General features: G+C 39.6%; 22 protein-coding genes. 3 read left to right on the forward strand and 19 right to left on the reverse strand.

Features of this window, described 5'->3' with window-relative positions:
* Positions 1-25: 25 nt before the first annotated feature.
* The 3 genes from GSQ19_RS27340 to GSQ19_RS27350 are packed head-to-tail and all read right to left on the reverse strand — an operon-like array spanning position 26 to position 2,021.
* The gene (locus GSQ19_RS27340) at positions 26-922 is read right to left on the reverse strand and encodes a cytochrome c oxidase subunit II (RefSeq protein ID WP_011316474.1); all 897 of its coding nucleotides are present in this window, start codon (positions 920-922) and stop codon (positions 26-28) included.
* Complete coding sequence (locus tag GSQ19_RS27345) at positions 919-1,524, reverse strand: DUF2231 domain-containing protein (RefSeq protein WP_011316475.1); 606 nt, start codon at positions 1,522-1,524, stop codon at positions 919-921. The genes GSQ19_RS27340 and GSQ19_RS27345 overlap by 4 nt, the downstream gene beginning before the upstream one ends.
* On the reverse strand, positions 1,521-2,021 hold the full coding sequence (locus GSQ19_RS27350; protein ID WP_011316476.1) for a DUF2231 domain-containing protein: 501 nt from the start codon (positions 2,019-2,021) through the stop codon (positions 1,521-1,523). Before GSQ19_RS27350 ends, GSQ19_RS27345 begins: the two co-directional genes overlap by 4 nt.
* Before the next feature lie 688 nt (positions 2,022-2,709).
* On the opposite strand from GSQ19_RS27350, the gene GSQ19_RS27355 reads away from it, so the two are divergent.
* Both GSQ19_RS27355 and GSQ19_RS27360 read left to right on the forward strand, forming a co-directional pair.
* Entirely contained in the window at positions 2,710-3,129 is a 420-nt protein-coding gene (locus tag GSQ19_RS27355) for a BlaI/MecI/CopY family transcriptional regulator (protein ID WP_011316477.1), read from the forward strand.
* Positions 3,129-3,974, forward strand: coding sequence for a M56 family metallopeptidase (locus GSQ19_RS27360; RefSeq protein WP_011316478.1), 846 nt, complete (start codon positions 3,129-3,131; stop codon positions 3,972-3,974). The genes GSQ19_RS27355 and GSQ19_RS27360 overlap by 1 nt, the downstream gene beginning before the upstream one ends.
* A 49-nt stretch (positions 3,975-4,023) precedes the next feature.
* Here GSQ19_RS27360 and GSQ19_RS27365 read toward each other — a convergent pair whose 3' ends face one another.
* The 13 genes from GSQ19_RS27365 to GSQ19_RS27420 form a co-directional block, all read right to left on the reverse strand.
* Positions 4,024-5,214 carry an MFS transporter gene (locus GSQ19_RS27365; RefSeq protein ID WP_011316479.1) on the reverse strand — a complete coding sequence of 397 codons (1,191 nt, stop codon included), beginning with the start codon at positions 5,212-5,214 and terminating at the stop codon, positions 4,024-4,026.
* A 66-nt stretch (positions 5,215-5,280) separates the two neighbouring features.
* Positions 5,281-7,836: a TonB-dependent receptor domain-containing protein gene (locus GSQ19_RS27370; RefSeq protein ID WP_011316480.1), complete on the reverse strand. Its 2,556-nt coding sequence runs from the start codon at positions 7,834-7,836 to the stop codon at positions 5,281-5,283.
* A 226-nt stretch (positions 7,837-8,062) separates the two neighbouring features.
* Positions 8,063-8,197, reverse strand: a complete 135-nt coding sequence (locus tag GSQ19_RS30355) for a hypothetical protein (protein WP_255449115.1) — start codon at positions 8,195-8,197, stop codon at positions 8,063-8,065.
* Between the two features lie 534 nt (positions 8,198-8,731).
* Positions 8,732-8,986: a hypothetical protein gene (locus GSQ19_RS27375; RefSeq protein WP_104010082.1), complete on the reverse strand. Its 255-nt coding sequence runs from the start codon at positions 8,984-8,986 to the stop codon at positions 8,732-8,734.
* Between the two features lie 90 nt (positions 8,987-9,076).
* Positions 9,077-9,751 (reverse strand): hypothetical protein, encoded by a 675-nt coding sequence (locus GSQ19_RS27380; protein WP_011316482.1) that lies wholly within the window; start codon positions 9,749-9,751, stop codon positions 9,077-9,079.
* Positions 9,748-10,215: a hypothetical protein gene (locus tag GSQ19_RS27385; protein ID WP_011316483.1), complete on the reverse strand. Its 468-nt coding sequence runs from the start codon at positions 10,213-10,215 to the stop codon at positions 9,748-9,750. The genes GSQ19_RS27380 and GSQ19_RS27385 overlap by 4 nt, the downstream gene beginning before the upstream one ends.
* 3 nt (positions 10,216-10,218) lie before the next feature.
* Positions 10,219-11,250: a tyrosine-type recombinase/integrase gene (locus tag GSQ19_RS27390; RefSeq protein WP_011316484.1), complete on the reverse strand. Its 1,032-nt coding sequence runs from the start codon at positions 11,248-11,250 to the stop codon at positions 10,219-10,221.
* A 214-nt stretch (positions 11,251-11,464) separates the two neighbouring features.
* Positions 11,465-12,586, reverse strand: coding sequence for a sensor protein KdpD (locus tag GSQ19_RS27395; RefSeq protein ID WP_011316485.1), 1,122 nt, complete (start codon positions 12,584-12,586; stop codon positions 11,465-11,467).
* A gap of 292 nt (positions 12,587-12,878) precedes the next feature.
* Entirely contained in the window at positions 12,879-14,438 is a 1,560-nt protein-coding gene (locus GSQ19_RS27400; RefSeq protein WP_011316486.1) for an ATP-binding response regulator, read from the reverse strand.
* A gap of 136 nt (positions 14,439-14,574) precedes the next feature.
* Complete coding sequence (locus GSQ19_RS27405) at positions 14,575-15,120, reverse strand: pentapeptide repeat-containing protein (RefSeq protein ID WP_011316487.1); 546 nt, start codon at positions 15,118-15,120, stop codon at positions 14,575-14,577.
* A 59-nt stretch (positions 15,121-15,179) separates the two neighbouring features.
* The gene (locus GSQ19_RS27410; protein WP_011316488.1) at positions 15,180-15,554 is read right to left on the reverse strand and encodes a hypothetical protein; all 375 of its coding nucleotides are present in this window, start codon (positions 15,552-15,554) and stop codon (positions 15,180-15,182) included.
* A gap of 15 nt (positions 15,555-15,569) precedes the next feature.
* Positions 15,570-16,115, reverse strand: a complete 546-nt coding sequence (locus tag GSQ19_RS27415; protein WP_011316489.1) for a hypothetical protein — start codon at positions 16,113-16,115, stop codon at positions 15,570-15,572.
* Positions 16,116-16,120: 5 nt separating this feature from the next.
* On the reverse strand, positions 16,121-16,450 hold the full coding sequence (locus GSQ19_RS27420) for a TrkA C-terminal domain-containing protein (RefSeq protein ID WP_011316490.1): 330 nt from the start codon (positions 16,448-16,450) through the stop codon (positions 16,121-16,123).
* A gap of 547 nt (positions 16,451-16,997) precedes the next feature.
* Here GSQ19_RS27420 and GSQ19_RS27425 point away from each other — a divergent pair.
* Positions 16,998-17,321 carry a YnfA family protein gene (locus GSQ19_RS27425; protein WP_011316491.1) on the forward strand — a complete coding sequence of 108 codons (324 nt, stop codon included), beginning with the start codon at positions 16,998-17,000 and terminating at the stop codon, positions 17,319-17,321.
* A 72-nt stretch (positions 17,322-17,393) separates the two neighbouring features.
* Here GSQ19_RS27425 and GSQ19_RS27430 read toward each other — a convergent pair whose 3' ends face one another.
* The 3 genes from GSQ19_RS27430 to GSQ19_RS27440 form a co-directional block, all read right to left on the reverse strand.
* On the reverse strand, positions 17,394-18,584 hold the full coding sequence (locus GSQ19_RS27430; protein ID WP_011316492.1) for a histidine kinase: 1,191 nt from the start codon (positions 18,582-18,584) through the stop codon (positions 17,394-17,396).
* 143 nt (positions 18,585-18,727) lie between these two features.
* Entirely contained in the window at positions 18,728-18,997 is a 270-nt protein-coding gene (locus tag GSQ19_RS27435; RefSeq protein ID WP_011316493.1) for a DUF7219 family protein, read from the reverse strand.
* Positions 18,998-19,703: 706 nt separating this feature from the next.
* On the reverse strand, positions 19,704-21,164 hold the full coding sequence (locus GSQ19_RS27440) for a hypothetical protein (protein ID WP_011316494.1): 1,461 nt from the start codon (positions 21,162-21,164) through the stop codon (positions 19,704-19,706).
* Between the last annotated feature and the right edge of the window lie 14 nt (positions 21,165-21,178).

The following is a 21,178-nucleotide window of genomic DNA, read 5'->3' on the forward strand; positions in this document are numbered from 1 at the left end:
ACGCAGAGGCGCAGAGAAATTGAGTTTAAGAGGGGAAGTTGACTAGAGGCGGTGGTGCGGGTACGACTGTGGGATAGCCTGTGGTGAATCCGCCTTTGATTTTTTGGGCGTATTCGTTAGCGGCTTGATTATTGGCTGGGACGGGTTTTTGGGTTGCGGCTAATTTCAGCCAGTGGTTGTAATCTTCTATTGATTCGACTACTACATCAGTTTGCATGGCTGCAAAGTAAGTACCGCTAAATTGGGAGTCGCGCAGTCGATATTTACCTGGGCGAATGGGGGTAAATTCAAAGTCGATGGTTTGTTTGGGTACTATGTCTTGTTTTAGTCGAAAGGCGGGAATGTAAAAGCCGTGGAGAACATCTGCTGATTGGAGTGCTAAACTAATGCGTCGATTAACTGGTAAATGTAATTCGGTGCTGGTAACGTTTTGATTGGGGTAGCGGAAAACCCAAGCCCATTGTTTGGCAAGGACTTCTATTTTTTCAACGGGTTCGGTTGTAGATTCCATTGTTGCTGCATGGGCTGATGCCATTGTATGTATGTGCATGGCTTCCATCGGCCCTTGAATTGCCATTTCTGCATAGATGTTGTAGCTGTAGGTAGCAATCCACAGCACTAAGAGAATGGGAATTGTTGTCCAAACTACTTCTAAGGTGATATTCCCTTCAATTGGGGGGCCATCGCTGGTGTCATATTTACCTGCGCGATGAAAAATTATGGAATAGATGACGGTTCCAGTTACGCCCAGGAAAATGAAGGTTCCCAAGGTGACTAAAAAGCTAAATAGTTCATCTATAAGTTTGGATTCGGCGGCGGCTTGGGGGGGGAACCAGGAATAGGCTTGTTCTCCCATCCAGAGGCTTGCACCTGTGAGGGCGATCGCACAGCCAATTAAAATCAAGATATTCCGAATTTTCATTTCAATACCGCATTAATATCTTTACCCAATTTCAGTAATTGATCTGCCGTATTATGTACGCCAAACTCTGCCGCCAGTTGCGCTCCTAATGTGCCATGAACGAACATAATAAACATGATGAAAAATCCAGCCGCTAGATAACTCCACTGCACTTGTTGACTGCTATCTTTTCGCCATACATAACGCTGAAATCCTCTCCAGACAGTCATTCCAATTATCAATGCTAAGAGGAGGACACCACCAACACCATGCCACAGCATTGTTTCCATCGCTTGGAATCCCCAAGCACTTTTTAAATCTGTTGGTGCTTGTGCCAACATGATTTCGTAAAAACCTGCGGCCACGGTAAAAAAGGTGATGATGGCGGAAGCCAGCATATTGTACCAACCCACATCAAAGAAGCCGGTACGAGTGGCGGGAATGGCTAAAAATTTGAAGACAGGCTTTTCCAGGGGGAATAATACACCCACAACATCAAAGGCAATGGCGATGATAAATAAACCCAAGGTGAGATGGACTAAGTTGGGATGAATGGGAATAGTGTAAGGTAGTCCGTTTGCGCCTAGTTGCCCTTGCAATTGTTCAATTAGTTGGGCATTCATCGCAAAACACCCGCCTTTACAGCTTCTACAACTGGTACTGTGTGCAGTCCATACACCCAGACTAATTCATCTCCTAGATACACTTGGAATAACACTAAACCAGTTAATACTAATCCTACTCCCAGATAGGGAACTGGTACTTTTTCTGGGTCACGTAACCGAATCACATAACGCCACCCTGTAATTGCGGCGATGATTCCTGAAAGCGACCAGCCAATTAGGGTATGTAAATTTAGGACTGGTTCAACTGCGTTGTAAGGTTCGGCTAAACCTGCTTCAATCTGACCAAAGATGATCGCAATAAAAATGGCTATGGTGGCGAAAAACATATTCCACCAACTGACTTCAAAAAGACGGGCGTTATGGCTAAAGTAACCCACTACATCACAAAATACGGCAAACAAGACCATTGCAATTACGAAGTGGACAACAATCGGATGGATGGTATCTGGGTAAGGTAAGTTGTGGTCGTTCAAAGGTGGAAGATATTCAAACATGGTCTTTTCCTGTGCAAATATCCTGCACTTAGTTAAACTTAACAATTATATTCTTCAAATAATGTCTTCAATAATGATTTATCCAGCTATTCTTTAACTTTTTTATAGATTTTTTAGTTTGACAAACTGTCAGAGATTAAAATGACAAACTGTCTTTTGACTTATTATTGTTTGACAGGATAAGTTAAGTAGATTTATCCTTGGCTTCAATCCACAATTCCAAACCTAAAATTGTTTGACATCCTGTCTTTTGACATTGATAAAAATATCACTATAGAATAGGTAAACTACTTGATATTGGTCTTAAATAATCTGGTATCAAAATGATTATTTGCTCAAAAAAGATTGAATATTTGGTAAATTTTATTGATTGAGTCAAAATCCACATATTCCTTAATTTTTGGATAATTGGAGGTTTAATCAAGATTCTAATTACTCCCTTATCAGTGTAAGATTATCGATGTGATTTCATCTACCCTGCTGCCTAAACAGTGATTTTTAGGCGTAAAAGAGTAGCTAACTGACGCTAAAAATCCCCTCCGACCTTAAGTCAGTTTGTGAAAAATGTCAAAAGACAGTTTTTCAGATTCAAGTCTGACAATTCGTCAAAGTTATTTATGAAGTTTGCAGGCGAATTTATGATGAATAAATTCTGGTTAATAAGAGTGAGAATACACTAAAAATCAAGATGAATCCTCTGCCAAATTACCGTCCCAAACAACTAAAATTAGGCCCTTTAGAGGCAGAGATTTTAAACATTATTTACTCTCTGGGTGCTACCACTGTTAAAGATATACATGAGCGTATTACTGCTGATCCAGACCGGGAGTTAACTTATTCCTCAGTGGCCACAGTACTGCATCGCCTCACTAAGAAAGGGTGGCTAGAATGTGTAAAACAGCAACGTCAATATATCTGGCGACCTTTGATTTCTTATTCAGAAGCCCAGTCTTTAGAAGCTTATGAACAGTTGCAGAGATTTCTCGCATTGGGGAAGCCGGAGATTGTAGCTGCTTTTGCTGACAGTCTGGATGAAGCTAGTGTGGCACAGTTTGAGGCGATCGCCCAAAAAATCCAAGCAGTTCGTGAACTCAGGGAGAAAAAATAATGCACCTGCTAATGGTAGTAATGGCGTTAATCCTAGCTTGGTACTTGAGAAGTCAGTGGTTATCCCCTATAGGAAACTGGACGGAACGTTTTCCCCGCGCCTTGTTGCTATTTCTCCTACCGCCATTACTTCTGTTAACTACAACATTTGCAGTGTTTTGCATGGGGCCTCATGGACATATTATGGTTTGGGGGTGGGAAGGTTGGGTTAGCTACGGACTGGCTATCAGTTTCTTAGGATTTGCAGGTGTCTTATGGCTAAAGTTGGTATGGGAGGGAAACCGGATGCTAAAACAAATTCGCACCTATCCCATAATTTATGTCTACGGTACACCAGCACGGTTACTAAATGCGCCTGTTGTTTATTGTGCTTTGGTTGGTTTTTGGAAACCTGAGTTAATTATCAGTCAGGGATTATTAGATACATTAGATGTCCCCCATGTCAAAGCTGTACTAGCCCATGAAGATGGACATCGCCACTACCGTGATACCTATTGGTTTTTCTTTTTCGGGTGGCTACGTCAATTAACCTCGTGGCTACCTCACACCGAATCTTTATGGCAAGAGTTGTTACTTTTAAGAGAAATACGCGCTGACTATTGGGCAAGTCAGACAGTTGATAGTCTGTTATTGGCAGAAGCTTTACTTTTGGTTGTCAATACGCCAATTTTATTAGAGTCAAATTTTTGTGCAGCTTTTGCCCAGCATATCTCAACCAATCATGTCACACAGAGAATAGATGCGCTTTTGCAGCAACCAAATTCTATGGGAACACCAAAACCTTGGTCTTGGGTGTGGTTAATTTTGGTGCTTGTGCCATTACTGGTGATTCCGTTTCATAATTAGAGAAATTAGGTCAGTATTTGAGTTCTTTTTAAGAGTAATTTAGACCATTTCAAGCACTAACTCTATATTTATTTGTAATCAAAAATACACTTAACAAACTTACTACTGTACTAATGATAAATATAAAAGTGTAGCCCATTGTACTTGCCAACATTCCACTCACAACTGTCGCAGCAATTCCACCTAAAAACATCACAGAAACCTGAATTGTGTAATCAGTAGCGGCTGTATTTTTTTCGCATTTATCCATCATGGCACTGAGTAAAGCAGTATATGCCATACTTTGGGTTGCATTAACTAAAATACAAACTGTATAAATTACAAGTAAACTACTCACACCAATGGCGGGAATAATATATAGAAGTGTGCTTAGGGCTGCTATTAAGCCAAATATAATTAGAGATTTTGTCCTCCCTAACTTGACAATTAATAATCCTGCAATCAAGGCACTAACAATACGGGCGCTATAGCTAACTATTCCTAAAACCCAACCAATATCTGGTAAAGACAAACCCCTATCTACCAAAAGTGGGCGAATCATCAGACTAGTTACACTATCACCCATCATATATAGCAGGACAATAAAAAGCCAAGGTAATGCTTTTGGACGTGATAAAAAGCTAGCAAATGGTTGAAAGTATGACCTAAAAAAGGTTGAATTTTCTAGTTGATGCTGACTTTTTTCTCTATAAATTAATATGGGAACTAAGTTTACCAGCATAAATATCGACATAGTAATTAAACTATATCGCCAGCCAATTTTATCTAGGAGAATGAGCATTACCCCACCACCAAGAATTGCGCCGAAAATATTCCCTCCAGATTGAATTGCATTCCCTAATCCACGTTCTTGAGGTTCGAGTAAATTGACTGCCAACGCATCAGTAGCAATATCTTGACTTGCTGAAAATAAAGATGCTAGAAACATACAAGTTAGTAATGCGTTTAAATTATCTTGAATGTCCAGAAAAGCCGTTACTAACATGGTTGAAATCAACAATAACTGAAAGCAAATAATCCAACCGCGATAATGCCCTAGTTTGCCTAAACGGTAGCGGTCAATGAATGGAGACCAAAGAAATTTTAATCCTGATGGTAGAATTAATAAACCTAGAAATCCAATCAAATCCAGCGACATTTTTTGTTGTCGCATGAAAACGGGTAATGCTTGAATAAAGAATGTCGTCGGGATAAACTGACAGATATAAAGTGTGGCGAGTAAAATCAGTTTAGGAAACATATTAGCACTTAGAAAAGGGCAAAATGGCGACAGAAATAATGTTTACTGTCGCCTCCAAAATCAAGATTAAAAACTCGCACTTACTCGCACACCATAAGTTACCGGGTCGCCAAATCCCGCAGTTACATTAGGTGGTGGGAATAGGAAACCAGAGGTAATATAACGAGTATCAAACAAGTTATTTGCATATAGATAAATGCCATATTTTTCGCCCTCATAACCAATCCGGGCATTTACTAGTGCATAGGGGTCTTGCTTCACTTGGTTAGCATCATCAAAGTAAGTTATTCCATAACCGCGCAATTCTGCACGGGCAAAAATACCACCGGGACTACGATATTGAACGGCTAAATTGTAGGTTAATTCCGGTGCGAAAGGAACGCGGTTATTGCTAAAGTCTCCATTTGTGAAAGGATTTCTATAGTTTTTAAATTTGCTGTCCACGTAGCCAATACCAGCAATTAAATCTAGTCCTTGTAAAGGCTTGGCTTTGAGTTCAAATTCTAAACCTGTGACTTTGACATTTGCATTGGTAACGTTTCTAAAAAAGCCAAAATCATCGGTCAGCAGCACTTGGTAGTTATCAACATCGCTTTGAAAAATAGATAGATTTGCACTCAGTCGGTCATCTAACCAAGAAGATTTTAAGCCTACTTCGTAAGTCCAGGTGGTTTCTTCTTGAAATCGGCGTGTATCTTCTGTATCTGCACGGTAGTTAAATCCACTTGGTCTGTAGCCTTTAGCTATTGTGGCGTAAGCCATTAAATTGGGATTGAAGCGATACTGTAAGCCAAAGCGGGGGATAAATGCGTCACTATTAAGGGTAGCATTGCGTACTTCTGCGGTGGGTGGATTGACTGTACCATCAGGATTGACAAAAACACGGCGACGGTCGAGTTCAGCGTCAGCAGTTTCATAGCGCCAACCTGCAAACAAAGTTAGTGGTGCAATTGGTTTGTAGTCAATTTGTCCAAATATGGCGTAGGTTTGACGATTTTGTTCTGCGGAAACGCGATCGCTTCCTGGGGCTGGTACGCCAAAGGCTACTGCACCAGCATCAGTATATTTAAAGGTGTCATCTAGAACATTAAAATTCCGTGACTCGTAATATCCACCAAGCAACCACCGCAAACGGTCGGCACTTTCAGGGGATTGGAGGCGAAATTCCTGTGACCACAGGGTCGAATTGATACCAATAATTTGCTGTAGCAAATCACCGGGGAAATTGTCACCCACCAAGGTATTTTGATTGCTAAATCGCCTGCTGGTAATAGACGTAGCCCGAAATCCATTGCCGTTGTAGCTAATTTTTAGCGCCTGGGTATTAGTGCTGAGGCGATTGAAACCATCAACTTCTTGGGAAACTTGAAAAGGGTTTTGTGCGTTTTGTCGAGAAAAGGTAGGATTGCCATTATCGTTGTCACTGGCATAGGCGTTAAACGATATATTCCACTCTGGTGTGGGTGTCCAGAGAATTTGAGCGCGTCCTGTGAGTTGCGATCGCTCTCCGATTGGCTTATTCAGAAAGATATTGTCAAATACGCCATCTCGTGCGTTGTATGCGCCTGCTAGTCGAAATGCCAGTTTATCGGGAATAATGGCATCACTGAGGGATAATTGCAATTCCCGGCTGTTATAGCTACCGTAAAGGGCGCTAATTTGCATCTCTGGCTGATTGCTTGGCGGGCGAGAAATTACATTCACCACCCCAGCCGGACTACTTCTACCATAGAGGGTACTTTGGGGGCCTCGCAAAACTTCTACCCGTGCTAAATCAATCAAACCAACATCTAAAAAGCCGCCATAATCGAAGGGAACATCATCAATGTAAAAGCCAACGGTGTCTTGATTGGCTAAAAAGTTAAAGTTATTTAACCCCCGCACACTGTAGTAACCAAAATCAGCACTCCCCGCAGTGGTGGGGAGAAAACTAAAGTTGGGTGTGTTGTTGGCGATATCTTGGAAAGAACGAATTTGAGCGTCTTCGATTTCTTGTTGAGGAATTACCGTCAAGCTAAGGGGGACATCTTGCGCGTCTTCGGGGCGTTTTTGGGCGGTTACTATCAATTCAATATCTGGGGAAGTAGGAGTAACGGCGATCGTTAAATTATTGGATTGATTCACCACCTGGATTGTTGGTAGATTTCCTGGGGATGCGATCGTTACACGCACCGTGTTGTTAGATTCCTCCTGTGTTACCGTCACATAAGAAATACCATCAACTGGTGTGTCTTCCCGAAATTCCCGTCCTTCTGGTAAAGCTAGTATTGCATTGGGGATATCTGCAATAAATATATTGCCTTCTTGAAGAGTTTCTGGTGCAGATATTTCTCCATCTGGAGTTTCCAGAATTAGCTCGAAAGTATCGTCTGTGCGATTGATTCGCACACCAGTAATCTTGATTTGTGGAGGGGTTGGTGCTGACTGTGCTAGCCAATCTCTAACACTCGTTTGTGGACGCTCAATATCACTCAGTCGAGGAATATTTGTAATTAATCCAATATCCTTTGTGTTTATCGGCTTCTCTTGTGCATTTGCTTTCTGAGTTATCAGCAAGCAAATCGTACTTGCTATACCTAGATAGATATACTGATTTAGTTTCAAGGCTGCCCCACACTCCACAAAAACCACACCGCGAGACTGAGAACGCAACTCTTAAGTGTTACATCCAGACTTCCAGTGATATTGTTTACTTCATGTTGTAGGCTTGTCAAAAGACAATCTGTCAAAGAATATCAATATTTTTATCTGGGACTATAAACACCTTAGTTTCTGCATATATGGAGATTAGAGCAATTTCTGATAAAGATGAAAGCTGTTGCTGTAAATTTTTTAGTAATCAATACCTTTACCAATTTACAACGCTGGAACGGTAGAGAAACATTGTGAGTGAAATTTTTTCATTAGGACAGCCTCCTGCTTTAACACCCATCACCAAAATTGCGTGAGAACCTGAACTTTTTCGCTCTTTTGTGACACTCATACGCTCATGTCCATTAAGGAATTATTTGTCAGTTTTAAATAATTAATGTCCAGACGTTCGATTTTTCTAGCCCTATGCAATTAGGCTAATACTTTAGCCTTGTATATTTCAGTTTTAAAGAATTAGTGTCACTTTTACTGATAAATATACTTGTGGTTATCGATTTTCACGAGTGGTGCTAGATGATGAAAGGACACAATAACATTGAGGTAGGCAGATAATAAGCGACGATGCTCCACCCCACTTAATAGAGCGATCGCTCCCCTGAATAACAGTAAAAGTCAGTAGTCTGTTGAGACGAACATAACAAAAGGCATTTAATTGTTTAAATTTTGAGGAGTCGGTTTTTAAAGAAAAGGCATTTAATTATTTAAAAGCCTTCAAAGAATATAAGAGCGGTGAAAAGCGTAACTTCCTTGATGTATAAGCTTTTTAGCCTCTGACACTGCCTGACATTAATTTTTTAAAATTGACAAATAATTCTTTAATGGACAGTAGTTCAACAAATCTTCTACAGAGGCAGATAACAATTCTTCAGTAGACATCCCTAACTTTTGCGCTCGCTGACTGCAATTTTTGTAGTTGCGAGTCCAGCAAGTTTTTCTCCAAATCATCATCAGCAATGGGATCAGGATCATTGAGCGAATCATCTAGGTATAGCCCAATAAAATTAGTCAGCATCGCTGTTGCTGTCGTATCCTGGGACTGACAACGAGCGATGAACTGCGACCACATCTGTTGGTCACAGTTGAAAAATGCCAGTTTCTTCCCTTTACCTGTATTGCTCACGTGTTTCGTCTAGGTAAAGTAAAGGCTTACTGTTCAAACCTTTTGCAGCATTTACCTTGATGATCACCTTGACAATCTCATGTGTGCAGGTCAACCTCTAGAAGAATCTACCCTCACCCAAACATTGTCATTTTCGTAAAACTCCCCACACTGCTCTAATCCAAACCCACCAAGCAGCAATCCCAACCACACCTCCACCATCGGCATTTTCAACTTGCGTTGTAGCTTCGGTAGGGCAATCTCACCTTTTACTTCTGTAAGATAATGAGCGATCGCTCCTCGCCACTTATCCACGTCCTCATCACCCGCCAGCCGATGAATATCCTCTACTGTCTGTATTTCCAGCATCGCCAATACATTCTCCTTCTCCACAGGTGCAGCTACTGAATCAGCACTCCCGGCAGGATGAGTAAACTGATGTGGCCCATGCGGTCTAAAAGTCTGCGGTGGGGGTTCTTCGATTAAGTCGTCCAAGTCAAGCTGCATAGTTGTTCTCACTAAACCAGCAAAGATATCTGTACTAATTACCGGGCCATCAGTATCAGTCTGAGCGCGGACATCTTCTAATAGCAACTGGGCGCGGATTTTAAGAATATCTGCAATTTGCGAGAAAGCGGTGGCGGCGGTTGCTAGTTGTGCCTCTACTGATAAAGTTTCTAACTCCGTATCTAAACACTCCCACACCGCCGCAAGTGAAGATGTCGGCGGGGCTTCGGATATCTCATCAAAAATATCCCAAATGGTCAGCTGACGATAAATGGTCATGGTTCAGGATGCAAGGGGCAGGGTCGGACTGGACAATGTGTCGGTGCAATCTCGAACATCTCCTTATATTGGTACAGCGTAACACTATACTCCGCCGCAAACGCCTGTAACACCTTATCGGTGTAAGCACGAATCTTACCAGCCGTCAGTCCAAAACAGTGAATCGGCTCCAGGCGGCAGACAGGCTTTTGACCCAGCCATAACTCTGCACCTAAAGCGTGCAAGGGTTTATCCCCCGGTTCTTTATATAAATACAGTACGGCAAAATATGTTTCTGGTGGCTCAACAGCGATCGCTTCAATCTCAAGAGAATCATCTTTACTTCGATTCCGGTAGAAGGAACGACGATTGTGGCAAACCTTCGGATTCCAGCAGCCATCACCCTCTGGCCCATGCAGCACCTTAGCTTTAGATGTTGGCAACTTGGCGCATAGTTGGCATTTGGGATCTAGCGGCTTGGGCATGGGTTACTCCCTTTCTTCACCTATTGCTCTGTAATAAGCAGCGATCGCTGCTTCTTGTTCACTCCGCAAAGTATAGCGCCTGAACGCCTTCTCGCTTTGATGCCCGGTCAATTTCCGTGCATGGCTGGGGTCTACACCCAACAGTAACAACTCCGTGGCGTAGGTATGCCGAAATTGGTGGGGGTGCAAATCTTCAATGCCAGCCAGTTCACCGATTTTTTCCACCGCAAAGTATATCCCGTGGTAACTCAAGCGATCGCCCTTGTATGAAGCGTGATGTGAAATCATCAACGGGGTGAGGCTATTTAGTTCTTCCCCCTGTTCGCGGCGCGATCGCAAATATGCCTCTAACACGTCACGGCTTTCTTTCCGTAATGGTACTAAGCGCGGTTCATTGGTTTTGGTATCTGGCAAGAACAGCAGCTTGCCATCAAATGAACCAACATTTAACTGTACAATTTCCCCTGCGCGGAGTCCGTGGCTGAGTATGTGAACAAGCGCTGTATCGCGCCCTTTTGTCTCTCCCAACAATTCTAAAGCTGACCAAACGCGCTCCATCTGCTCGTCAGTTAGGCTTTGGGCTGGTGGCAATGGTACTTTCTCTAGCTTTATCCCCAGTGTAGGATTAGTAACAATTATTTCAGGATATGTGTAGCACATCCAATTGAAAAAGCTTTTAAGTGCGGCAACCCCTGCATTGATACTAGCTTTTGACAGGGGTTTGCCTGCATCAGTTTTTACTTCATCCCGCAGATATTCCTTGTACAACCCCAGGTGACGTGGGCTTAGTTCGTGATAGTGCAGTTGCGTCCATGCCAAGAATCGCTTTAGTTCACGTTCGTACAATTTTCGGCTGTTAGGTGCAAGGTTGGTGCTGCGGAGAAACTCCAGCACCTTTATCCAGCGTATGTCTGTGGGTAAAGATGTTTTTCTTCCCCTGCTTCTAGATTGCTCTTGTAGGGTTGATGGCGCTTGATCCTGAATGTGGATCAACTTGATTGGCGGTAGGTTGTCAAGCTGAGGATTGTTTACCATAGCAGCGATCGCCTAAAAGCACTGTGGAACTAACACCCAAGCATTGTAAGTGATTGAAGGTAAAATCTGTTTACCTCATCGCCAAAATGCTTATAAATTTTAGCGCTAACTTGAACTGTTAGAAATGTTTACAAGGTTTGGGTAAGTAAACTGTCCGTATTAAGCCGCCTTAATCGGACAGTTTTATCACTTTGATTATTTTATAATTATCTCATCATTTCTCAGTAGCGATAATGTGTAAATCAATGTTTTGATGTCGAATTAGGTCTACTAGTCTCTGCGTAAAAGAGCCTTTAAACCATCTTTTCCATCGAGGCTGTTGGCTTTCACCAATAACAATTTGAGTAATGTGATACCTAGCTGCAACTTGAGCAATTTCTTGAGCAATGTTGTGACTTTTAATGTGCAAAAATTCACCACCAAATTCTTTACATAATTTTTCACAAGTATCAATATGTAAACTTTCTTTTTTAGTGAGGAATCGTTCAGGGTTAGCAACAAAAATAGTATAAAGTCGTGCATTCATGTAATTAGCAATCCTAGCTCCCCGACGGAGTAATTGCACTGAATTAGGATAGGTAGACACACAAACTAAAACTCGTTCGTGAACATTACAGTTCTGCCCTTCTAATGTAGAAGTGTTTGCTTCTTCCTCTACTGTATCCGCTACTTCTCGCAGAGCAAGTTCTCGTAAAGCAATCAAATTACGACGCTGAAAAAAGTTTTTTAGGGATTGCTCAATTTTTTCAGAAGCGTAAATTTTGCCTTCTCGCAATCGCTCTTCTAGAGTTTCTGGAGTAACATCAATAACTACAACAGCATCAGCTTCGTCAAGCAGGCGGTCGGGAATACGTTCTCTCACCACAACACCTGTAATTCTTGCTACTAAGTCGTTTAGACTCTCTAGATGTTGAATGTTAACGGTGGAGTAAACATCAATTCCTGCGGCCAAAATAACTTCCACATCTTGATAACGTTTTTCTCGTTGAGAGCCAGGAACATTAGTATGAGCTAGTTCATCAATTAACACTAGTTGAGGAGAACGCTGTAAAATCGCATCTGTGTCCATTTCCTCCAAAGTAACGTTTTCTCTAATGCTGACTTTTCTCTTAATTACCTCTAACCCTATAGATTTTTGGGCTGTTTCTTTGCGTCCATGAGTTTCTAAGATGCCAATCACAACATCAATACCATCTTGTTTAAGCTGATGTGCTTCTTCCAGCATCCTGTAGGTTTTGCCCACACCAGGAGCCATACCGATGAATATTTTATGCTTTCCACGTCGGTAAGGACGAATGTAAGAGATGTCAGGAGAGATTGTAGAGCTATTGGACATGAATAGGTGATTAAACTAGGTTTTTAACGATTTATTGCACAAAGAGTAGAGTATTTCGTTCATTTTTAGGAAAGTGACTCTAGTTTCGCCAAAAATACCTAAAGAATCTCCTATAAGTATATTGGTCAGCAATTATTTTAAACTGCTGAGGAGCTAATTACGCTATTGATGGAGTTGGTAGACAAAATAATATTCTATAGGAAAGTTTACTTTTGCTCGTGCATATTTTTACAGATTTCTCAATTTTACAACACGGGCTGAAGCTGAAAAGCATTTTTTTACTCTTAAATAGTCATTCATTGATTTCAAGTAAACTAGAAATCGCAACAACTAGCTCATCAGGCTCTACAGGTTTAGCAAGGTATTTTTGAAAACCAACCGCCAGAGCTTGTTGCTGGTATTCTTTGGCAGCATAAGCTGTAAGGGCGATCGCTGGAATTTCTCTATTATGCTGTTGTTCCAACTGTCTCACTCTAGTCAATAGGGTATACCCATCTTCTTGAGGCAGACCAATATCAAATACAAACAGGTCAAATTGAGAATTACAAACAGCTACCATTGCTTCCTGTGCTGAAGCGGCAGTAATAACCTCAGAGCCTTCCTGCTCTAAAATAGAAATTAGTAAATCTCTAGTATCTACTTCGTCGTCAACTACTAATATTCGTAAATCTGTAAGGCACAGCTTATTATTCCGTACTTGACAATCATCTTGAATGTTATTTGAGTCAATATACGTAACTTCAGTTAAGTAATTAGTTTCTAGGAATTGTTTTGACATCAATGGTAACTTAACTGTGAAGGTAGCACCATACCCTTCGCCTAAACTGGTTGCCTCAATCGTTCCTCCATGCAGTTCTGTAAGCTGGCGAGCGATCGCTAATCCTAATCCTAAGCCTCTGTAAGACCGGGTTGTTGAACTATCTGCCTGACTAAAGCGGTCAAAAACAAATGGCAGAAATTCGGCATTAATTCCAATTCCTGTATCTTTAACTGTAATTACCGCATCTATATTTACTTGCTTGACTTGTAACAAAATATAACCGTGTTCAGGAGTAAACTTGACTGCATTCAACAACAAATTCCCAAAAATTTGTTGTAATCGTGTTTCATCTCCTAAGACTTGTCCGTCGAGGGGAGCTAACTTAGCTTCTAAATGAATCGCTTTTGTGGCGATCGCCGGATTTACAGATGCAATTACTGTGTTAATAATTGCCACCAAATCAACAGGGGCAACCTGAAGAGAAAATTTACCTGTAATAATCCCAGAGATATCTAAAATATCTTCAACAATTCGCGCTTGGGTTTTGGCGTTGCGAACAATAGTTTCCAAAGCACGCTTTGTTGTGCTGCTATTTGGCGTTTGTTTGAGAAGGATTTGCGCCCAACCCAAAATAGCATTAAGCGGTGTTCGCAATTCGTGGGATAGTGTGACTAAAAACTCATCTTTTAATCGATTTGCTGCCTCGGCATTAGCGCGAGTCTCTGCTTGCTCTATCGCTAACCGTACAGCTGTTGCTAAACGAGAAGAAGATTTGGGTGACTTAAGTACGTAGTCATCCAACCCAGACTTCATCGCCTCAACTGCTATTTCCTGACTACCGCTACTGGTGAACATCACAACTGGGCAATTAGGATAGTGCTGCTTGATAGTTCTCAGAATAGAGATGCCATCAATCCAGCTTATTTGATAGTCGGTAACTACTACATCAAAAACACCATTTTCTAGTGCCTGTGCTAATTCCTGTGGATTTTTAATTTCTGCGATCTGTAAATCAGCAAATTCTTTCTTCAGGGAGCAAATCGCCAAAAGGCGATCGTTTATATTGTCATCAATTAACAAAACATTTAACATATAGGACTGCTATTGATTTTTGAAAAAATCCGTACACCTCTAAATTCCTTCTTTTCTGTTCCGTGCGTACACAAATAATTTCAGGAATTAAAGCGGATTCCTATATAAGTTAAATTTAGGTATTAAATACCTGAGTTTATTTTAATAGCCCAGTTTTTTGAGGGGGCATATTGTTGCAATCTCCTGACATCATTGTGCCACCAGGTAGCATTGTTCTGCACAGATTCACAGAATGGCTATTTTGAAGATTCTGGCTTAAAGATGCTTTGATAAGATTTGCATAGCTGAAATTACTATTTCTCAATCCTGCCATTTTTAGGTTAGAGCCTTCCAAATTTGCTCCTTGTAAATTTGCATTAACTAGCAAGCTAAAACTCAAGTTTGCTCCAGTCAAATCGGCTCCTTGTAAATTTACATTTCGCAAATCTGCCCACTGTAAATTTGCATACCGAAGATTGGCATTTTTCAGATTAGCTCCCTGAAGGTTTGTTGAGCGCAAATCAACTGCTTGTAAGTTTCCTCCTGACAAATTTATTCCCGATAAGTTACAGCTAAAGCATCGCCTTGTTTCTTGAAGCTGTTTAATCGCATTTTGACGGAAAAAATCATTGACCTGACTAATCAAACTAGGAGTTAAGAGCAATGTTAAAGGAATAAGAGGACGTATAAAGTAAATCATCATCCGAACCAAGTTCTAGATTGAGAATTTAGATGTTCCTAAAATTTTGTAGTTAAGGCATTCTACCGAGGCTGGTATTCCGAGCAATTGATTGCTTGTTTGGTAAGAACAATCGAGGGACTTACGGCACATTTTAAATAGTTATTTTCATGAAAAAATTTGCATTTTTTACAGGGACATTGATTTAAATGCTCAATGTTTAATAAACTATTTTTATTTTCTGCGCTCTTCAGGAAACTTGAAATAATAGATAAGTAAATTGCACAAACTGCCATAAAGCAAATAGGAGCTAAAAATACTATAGCAACAGGTATATCTCCATCCTTGTTTTTTGCCTCATTATGTGTTGCTGCTATTGGTTGAGTTACCATCAATGTGGATTGATTTATACTTGTTTCTGTGGAGGCATAAAATTGTGGTATTTCCGAAAACTGCATATCGAAATTCTCTATTTACCAAGGAGATAAATGCTGTTTAATAGGTTTCCATCCCACCTTTTGAAACAAATTTGCCATTGAAAATAAATTAGAAGACTTAACTAACTGCTGTTTATCTTCTGGTAATATTGGGATGTCTTCTACACCAATACTTTTGCTCTTCCAAGGTGAGGTAACAACTTCAATCTTATGAATCTGTACTAGCCCACAATATTTAAAGATAGTAGTACCCCAAGGGCCAGGTTGTTCCTTCATTTGAGTGACTAAAAGTGTAGAAACTCCTGCTGCTAACCAATCTGCTTGTAATATAGGTGGAGCTTCGACAATCACAATTGATTCGGCAGGAATTGTATGCTTGGCTTGAATTTTTTGTCCACCTATAAAAAGGGTTTCATTAAAAGATATGAGATTGTTTTGAGCCTGAATACCGTTGATATCACCTCTAATCTGGGTTGTAATCAGAGCGCCTAAGTCTTTAATCATCTCCGGATCTGGTGCATGATCTGACAAAAAGTAAATATCCATATCTAAAAAATGTGCAGAACTACAATTATTTAACATACTTGCTATCGCCGAAATAAAGAAGGTTGAGTAGGTATTGGTCGAGCTTCTAGTAAGCAAGCATTAAGTGAATAATAAACAGAATGGATTTTTTTTAAAGTGACTTTTAGGGCTGGAACCATCATGGGATGTATAGCTATCGCCAAGATGTAATCTCCAGAATAAATTTCAGGGTTTTCTTGTGCAGGAATGACCTGTTCTTTTCTTAATATCCCTAAAAAACTACACTTTTCAGGTAACTGAATTTCGTTTAAAGGAATGCCACAGTAAATACTATTGGGTTGGATTAAAACACCAAATAGGCTTGGTTCAACTACACTTTGATGGTTAAACACAAAACATTTTTTATTTGACTATAGTGTTATTGTGCATCATTTTATGTAGAAAAATATGCGTAACTAGATATATTTTTAAAAAATTAAACGCTAAATAAAAAATAAACATCTGTTTATTTTCTATCTAAACAGTCTATATTTAGAAATATAAATTTGATATATCAACTACTAAACAGTTTGAATATAAAAGTAAAAATAACAAAACTGTATTTTGCCATTATGCGTCATTTGGAAATATTACTCATACCAAGTTTCAGCCAAAGCATACTAACTTGGACTGGAAGTGGGGGAATGGAAATATTACGTTTGAGCGCGATTTAGAATTAGACAAGGTTTTAGAAAAAACTAATTTTTATTTAAAAATTAGAAGTAGGCAGACCAAATTCATTACTTTTAGCCTTACCATTTGAACTCTTCTAATTTTTCTAGCTCTAAACCATTGTGTCTAAATTTCAAAATGCTGTGTCAAATAACTTAGTATTTAAACTAGTGGTAATCGTATTGTTAAGACATGGTGTAGTATGTATATCTTAAACCCTTACTAAAGATGCAAACACTTGTCTTCTTTTTAATTGCTGCTCTGGGAGAAATTTTCGGTTGCTACACCTTCTGGGTATGGTTAAGACTGGGAAAGAGCATCTTATGGATTGTTCCAGGAGTCTTAGCTCTGATCGTTTTTGCTTTTGCTCTCACCAAAGTTAACGCTTCAAATGCCGGAAGAGTATACGCTGCTTACGGAGGTGTTTACATTCTTTCATCTGTTGTTTGGTTGTGGTTGGCTGAAGGTGTCAAACCAGATAAGTGGGACTTACTTGGCGTTACAATCTGCTTACTTGGAACGGTTGTAATTTTGTTCAGTCACTATCGTTAGTAACTTTAAATCACCGAAACTAACGTGTAACACCATTTAGCCTAGTTCTTTCAGTTATGCTACAGGTTACTGTTAAATTGAGATTAGATGAAAGTCGATTTGGGAAAACGATGTCCGATCGCAAATCGCTTGTTTACTATTGGAGTTGTGGATTGCAGCATTGGGTAGTCGGTGAGCTAATATATGCATCAGTTGGCTAATCAAAGATCCTCTAAAAATTTTCTGCCAGCGACTGTGACAAGATTGACCCAAAACTATTTGTGTAATTCTGTAAAAATCTGCAACCTGAGCAATTTTTTCGGCAACGTTATGACTGGATTCTTGCACGAACTCACCATTAAACTTTTGACAAAGATTTTTACAGCTTTGAATATGAAGTTCTTCTTCTTTTGTTAAAAAATGCTGGGGATCGCTAACAAATAAAACATAAAGTGGAGCCTTCATACAATCGGCCATTTTGGCTCCTTTATCAATTAGTTGCAGGGAGTGTGGCTGGGTGGAAACACAAACTAGTATGCGTTCGTGTACGCAGCAAGCTTGTGCAAGTGAAGTATAACCTGCTTCTTTGATTGCTTTTTGCTCAATCTTATCAGCTAGTTCTCGCAGTACCAGTTCTCGTAATAGTACCAAATTACGATGCTGGAATAATTGTTGCAGCGATCGCTCAATTTTATCCAGTGGATAAATCTTTCCATCCAATAATCTTTCTTCTAAGGTTTCAGGTGTGACATCTACTACCACCACTTCGTTGGCGACTTCTAATAAATAATCAGGAATACACTCTTGCTCAACAATTCCCGTCATTTGGGTAACTAGATTGCTGAATTTTTCCAAGTGTTGAATGTTAACTGTAGAGTAAACATCTATACCTGCTTTCACTATTGCTTCCACATCTTGGTAGCGTCTGTCTCGACCAGATTCAGGGATGTTGGTGTGCGCTAGTTCATCAATTAGAACTAGCTGAGGTTGACGCGCAAGGATGGCATCTGTATCCATTTGAGTGAGTATTAATTCACCCTGTTGTACAATTTTGCGAGGAATTATCTCCAAGCCAATAGCTTTGGCAGCTATATCTATGCGCCCGTGAGTTTCCAAGTAGCCGATAACTACATCTTTACCTTGTTGTTTGAGTCGGTTGGCTTCATCCAACATCCTATAGGTTTTGCCCACACCAGGAGCCATACCAAGAAGGATTTTATGTTTGCCATAACGGGAAGGATGAGTATAGGTACTATTGGCTGAAATCGGCAAGGGGTTAGACATGATTGCAGTATCAACGTCAATAAAATAAATCTTACTCCTATTCAATGTTTAAAACTTTCTTAAAAATTTTTAATTGTTGTACTTTTAATGTATCTAATTTGAAGCGATCGCTCTGAGTAACTACACTACACTGCAAAAACTTATTACAATCCACCAGAATGCTGATTCAACTCTGTACTAATCCCTAATTCCTTCTTACTGAGTTCTAATTGTTTCCAAAGTGTCTCAATGCGTTCGTAGGCAACTTCAGAAGAGAGTTTTCCGCCTGTTTGTAAATTGACGATGTAGCTAATTTTTTGAGCAAATTCTTGAAGATTGGCATTAAATACCAAATTTTCTGGTTTGACTGAACCGTAGTAGCGACTGCGAGGGTAGAGAAAGCTTTCTTTGTTTCCGTCATTGAGCTTTTGCATAACTGAGTCTTCCTAGCGTAAATAATCAAATACAAGTTACATAACAATCGACGTAAATAAAGTTTCCAACTTTTACACAAGCACTTCTGTATTATCTCCATTTGCCTATTTATGATTAAGCTATTGTAAGTTTTGGCTAACAATAGTGTAATCTACTGCTCTAATAAAATTGAAAAGCAAAGCTGAGAAGCAACCATTAAAACTACTATTTTTTTTAATTTAGTTTCAGGTTATGGGAATTATTAGGTGTAGATATTGAGTTATATAAATTGCTGAAATCATAACTTTTTAATATCCACAAACTCATACCACTAATAAAAAATATTGGAATTAGGATGGATAAAATAAGAGATTGAGTTTCTTTTATTTTAGGCATTGCTAAAACCTGAATGTGATGATAATAACAATTGAAGTTGTTGGTATTTTCATCTGGCTACAGCACAGTTGCTTGTAATTGAATGAAACTTACACTACTTGCACTATCAAACTGCTGATTTTTGTGATGGAGGTCAGAAATGTTGGAAAATTTCTTTATGATGTCGCAAATACTTTCAGATTCTCCTTGAAAAGAGGGAATTTGATTCTTCCCTCTTTTTTAAGAATGACCAGGGGGAATCAGTCAGTATCTCAAATCATAGCCAGCAACTTTGCAAACAACCTCTCATCTATGGATAAAATCGAGCTTAATTACCTTCGCACTATAGATTTAGGCTACGATCTCACCAACTTTATATCCGTTTCTTGACTTAACTTTTTGATTTTTAACTCTGATTTGAGGCAAATCTTTCTTGTCTTTGTGTAAGTAACAAATTTCCACTAGAGTCGGCCAGATTTCTAGAGAAGCATGAAATTGACTAATGACATCATCGACAATTCTAGAGACATTTTGCTGAAAGAAATCTGCTTCAAAGCCATAAAATACCCTCGATAGATTATTAGCAAACAATTGCAGAGACTGTTTACGTTCATCGTTTTGTGTAGACAAAGAAGCTTTAACTATGTCCTGGTGAATGGCAGATATTTTTTCCAAAATCTCTTCCGAATCAAGTAAAGTCACTTCACCAGAGTAGTCAAATTTGATTCCTAAATCATCAATATGATATACACTGCTTTTAATTTTCTTTTTGAGTAGGCTGCATATTTCTTCATTAAAAATCTCACTGGCTAAAGGATTACGCATATAATTGTTGCGAATATGATTTTGGACAGCATCAACGTGTGCAGCTACAACACCCTCTTGTTGTATCCAAAGCCTGTAGATATAATCTTCAAATCTGAGTCGAGTTGGAAAGAATGGTGGCAATCCTAAGTGATTATCATATCCAGCAACACCACAATCCATTCGCCAATTTTTGTTAGTAACAACAGGTCTAAAATTAGTGAGAATATAATAATCGTTCAGGTCATAAGGACTGATTTGATTCTCATCGTTGAGATACATATGCACAAAGTCAAGTGTATCAATATCGTTAGTACCTGTGCGAAATGTTTGAGCAATTTTGACAACCGAGTTATTTAATACTCTTCCTCTTTGTAATAACAAAGAGTTTTCTGTAAAGTAACCTTTTGTCGTATTAGTTTCTAAATCCATCGCTGTGTCAACTAAAAAGTCTCCTGCTTCGTAGTTTTCTGGTACATGACTGGCTTTTTTACCTAAAACATCATTAAAGGCAGTAAGTAAATCAAAAGATTTATGAATATACCCACCTTCCTGATTAGACTTGATTAGTTTACCGCGACAAATTTCATCCGGTGATAAAGATTCTGGACTGGTTTCTACTAGTGCATTAGGTCGCATATCATCATCTGCACTGACCATTAAATGTCCGAGAGTGTACATCAGTGTGAAGTTGCGGTTTCCACCGTAACTAGGTCGAAATAGGTTTTTAACAAGTGACTCTAGTTTTCTATCTCGCAATCTCTCGTTTAAGAAAGTAATAAACTTTTCTTTTTCATGAGGCCCAACATAAAATACATCGTTTACAGTTTTGGTTTGTTCCAGCAGTGGATAGTATTTTTCGTAGTTGGCAATACTGGAATCATCAAAGATGATAATTTTAGTAGCATGACCATTAGCCCAAAAATTTTCGTCATACTTTTCAATGGTTTGGGCTACATCTCTTAAGCGATGGGTAGGAATGACAAATACTGTTTCTTTCTGTCTCATAAGTCCTTTGATTT

Source organism: Trichormus variabilis 0441, assembly GCF_009856605.1.
In the GTDB taxonomy this organism is placed as follows: domain Bacteria; phylum Cyanobacteriota; class Cyanobacteriia; order Cyanobacteriales; family Nostocaceae; genus Trichormus; species Trichormus variabilis.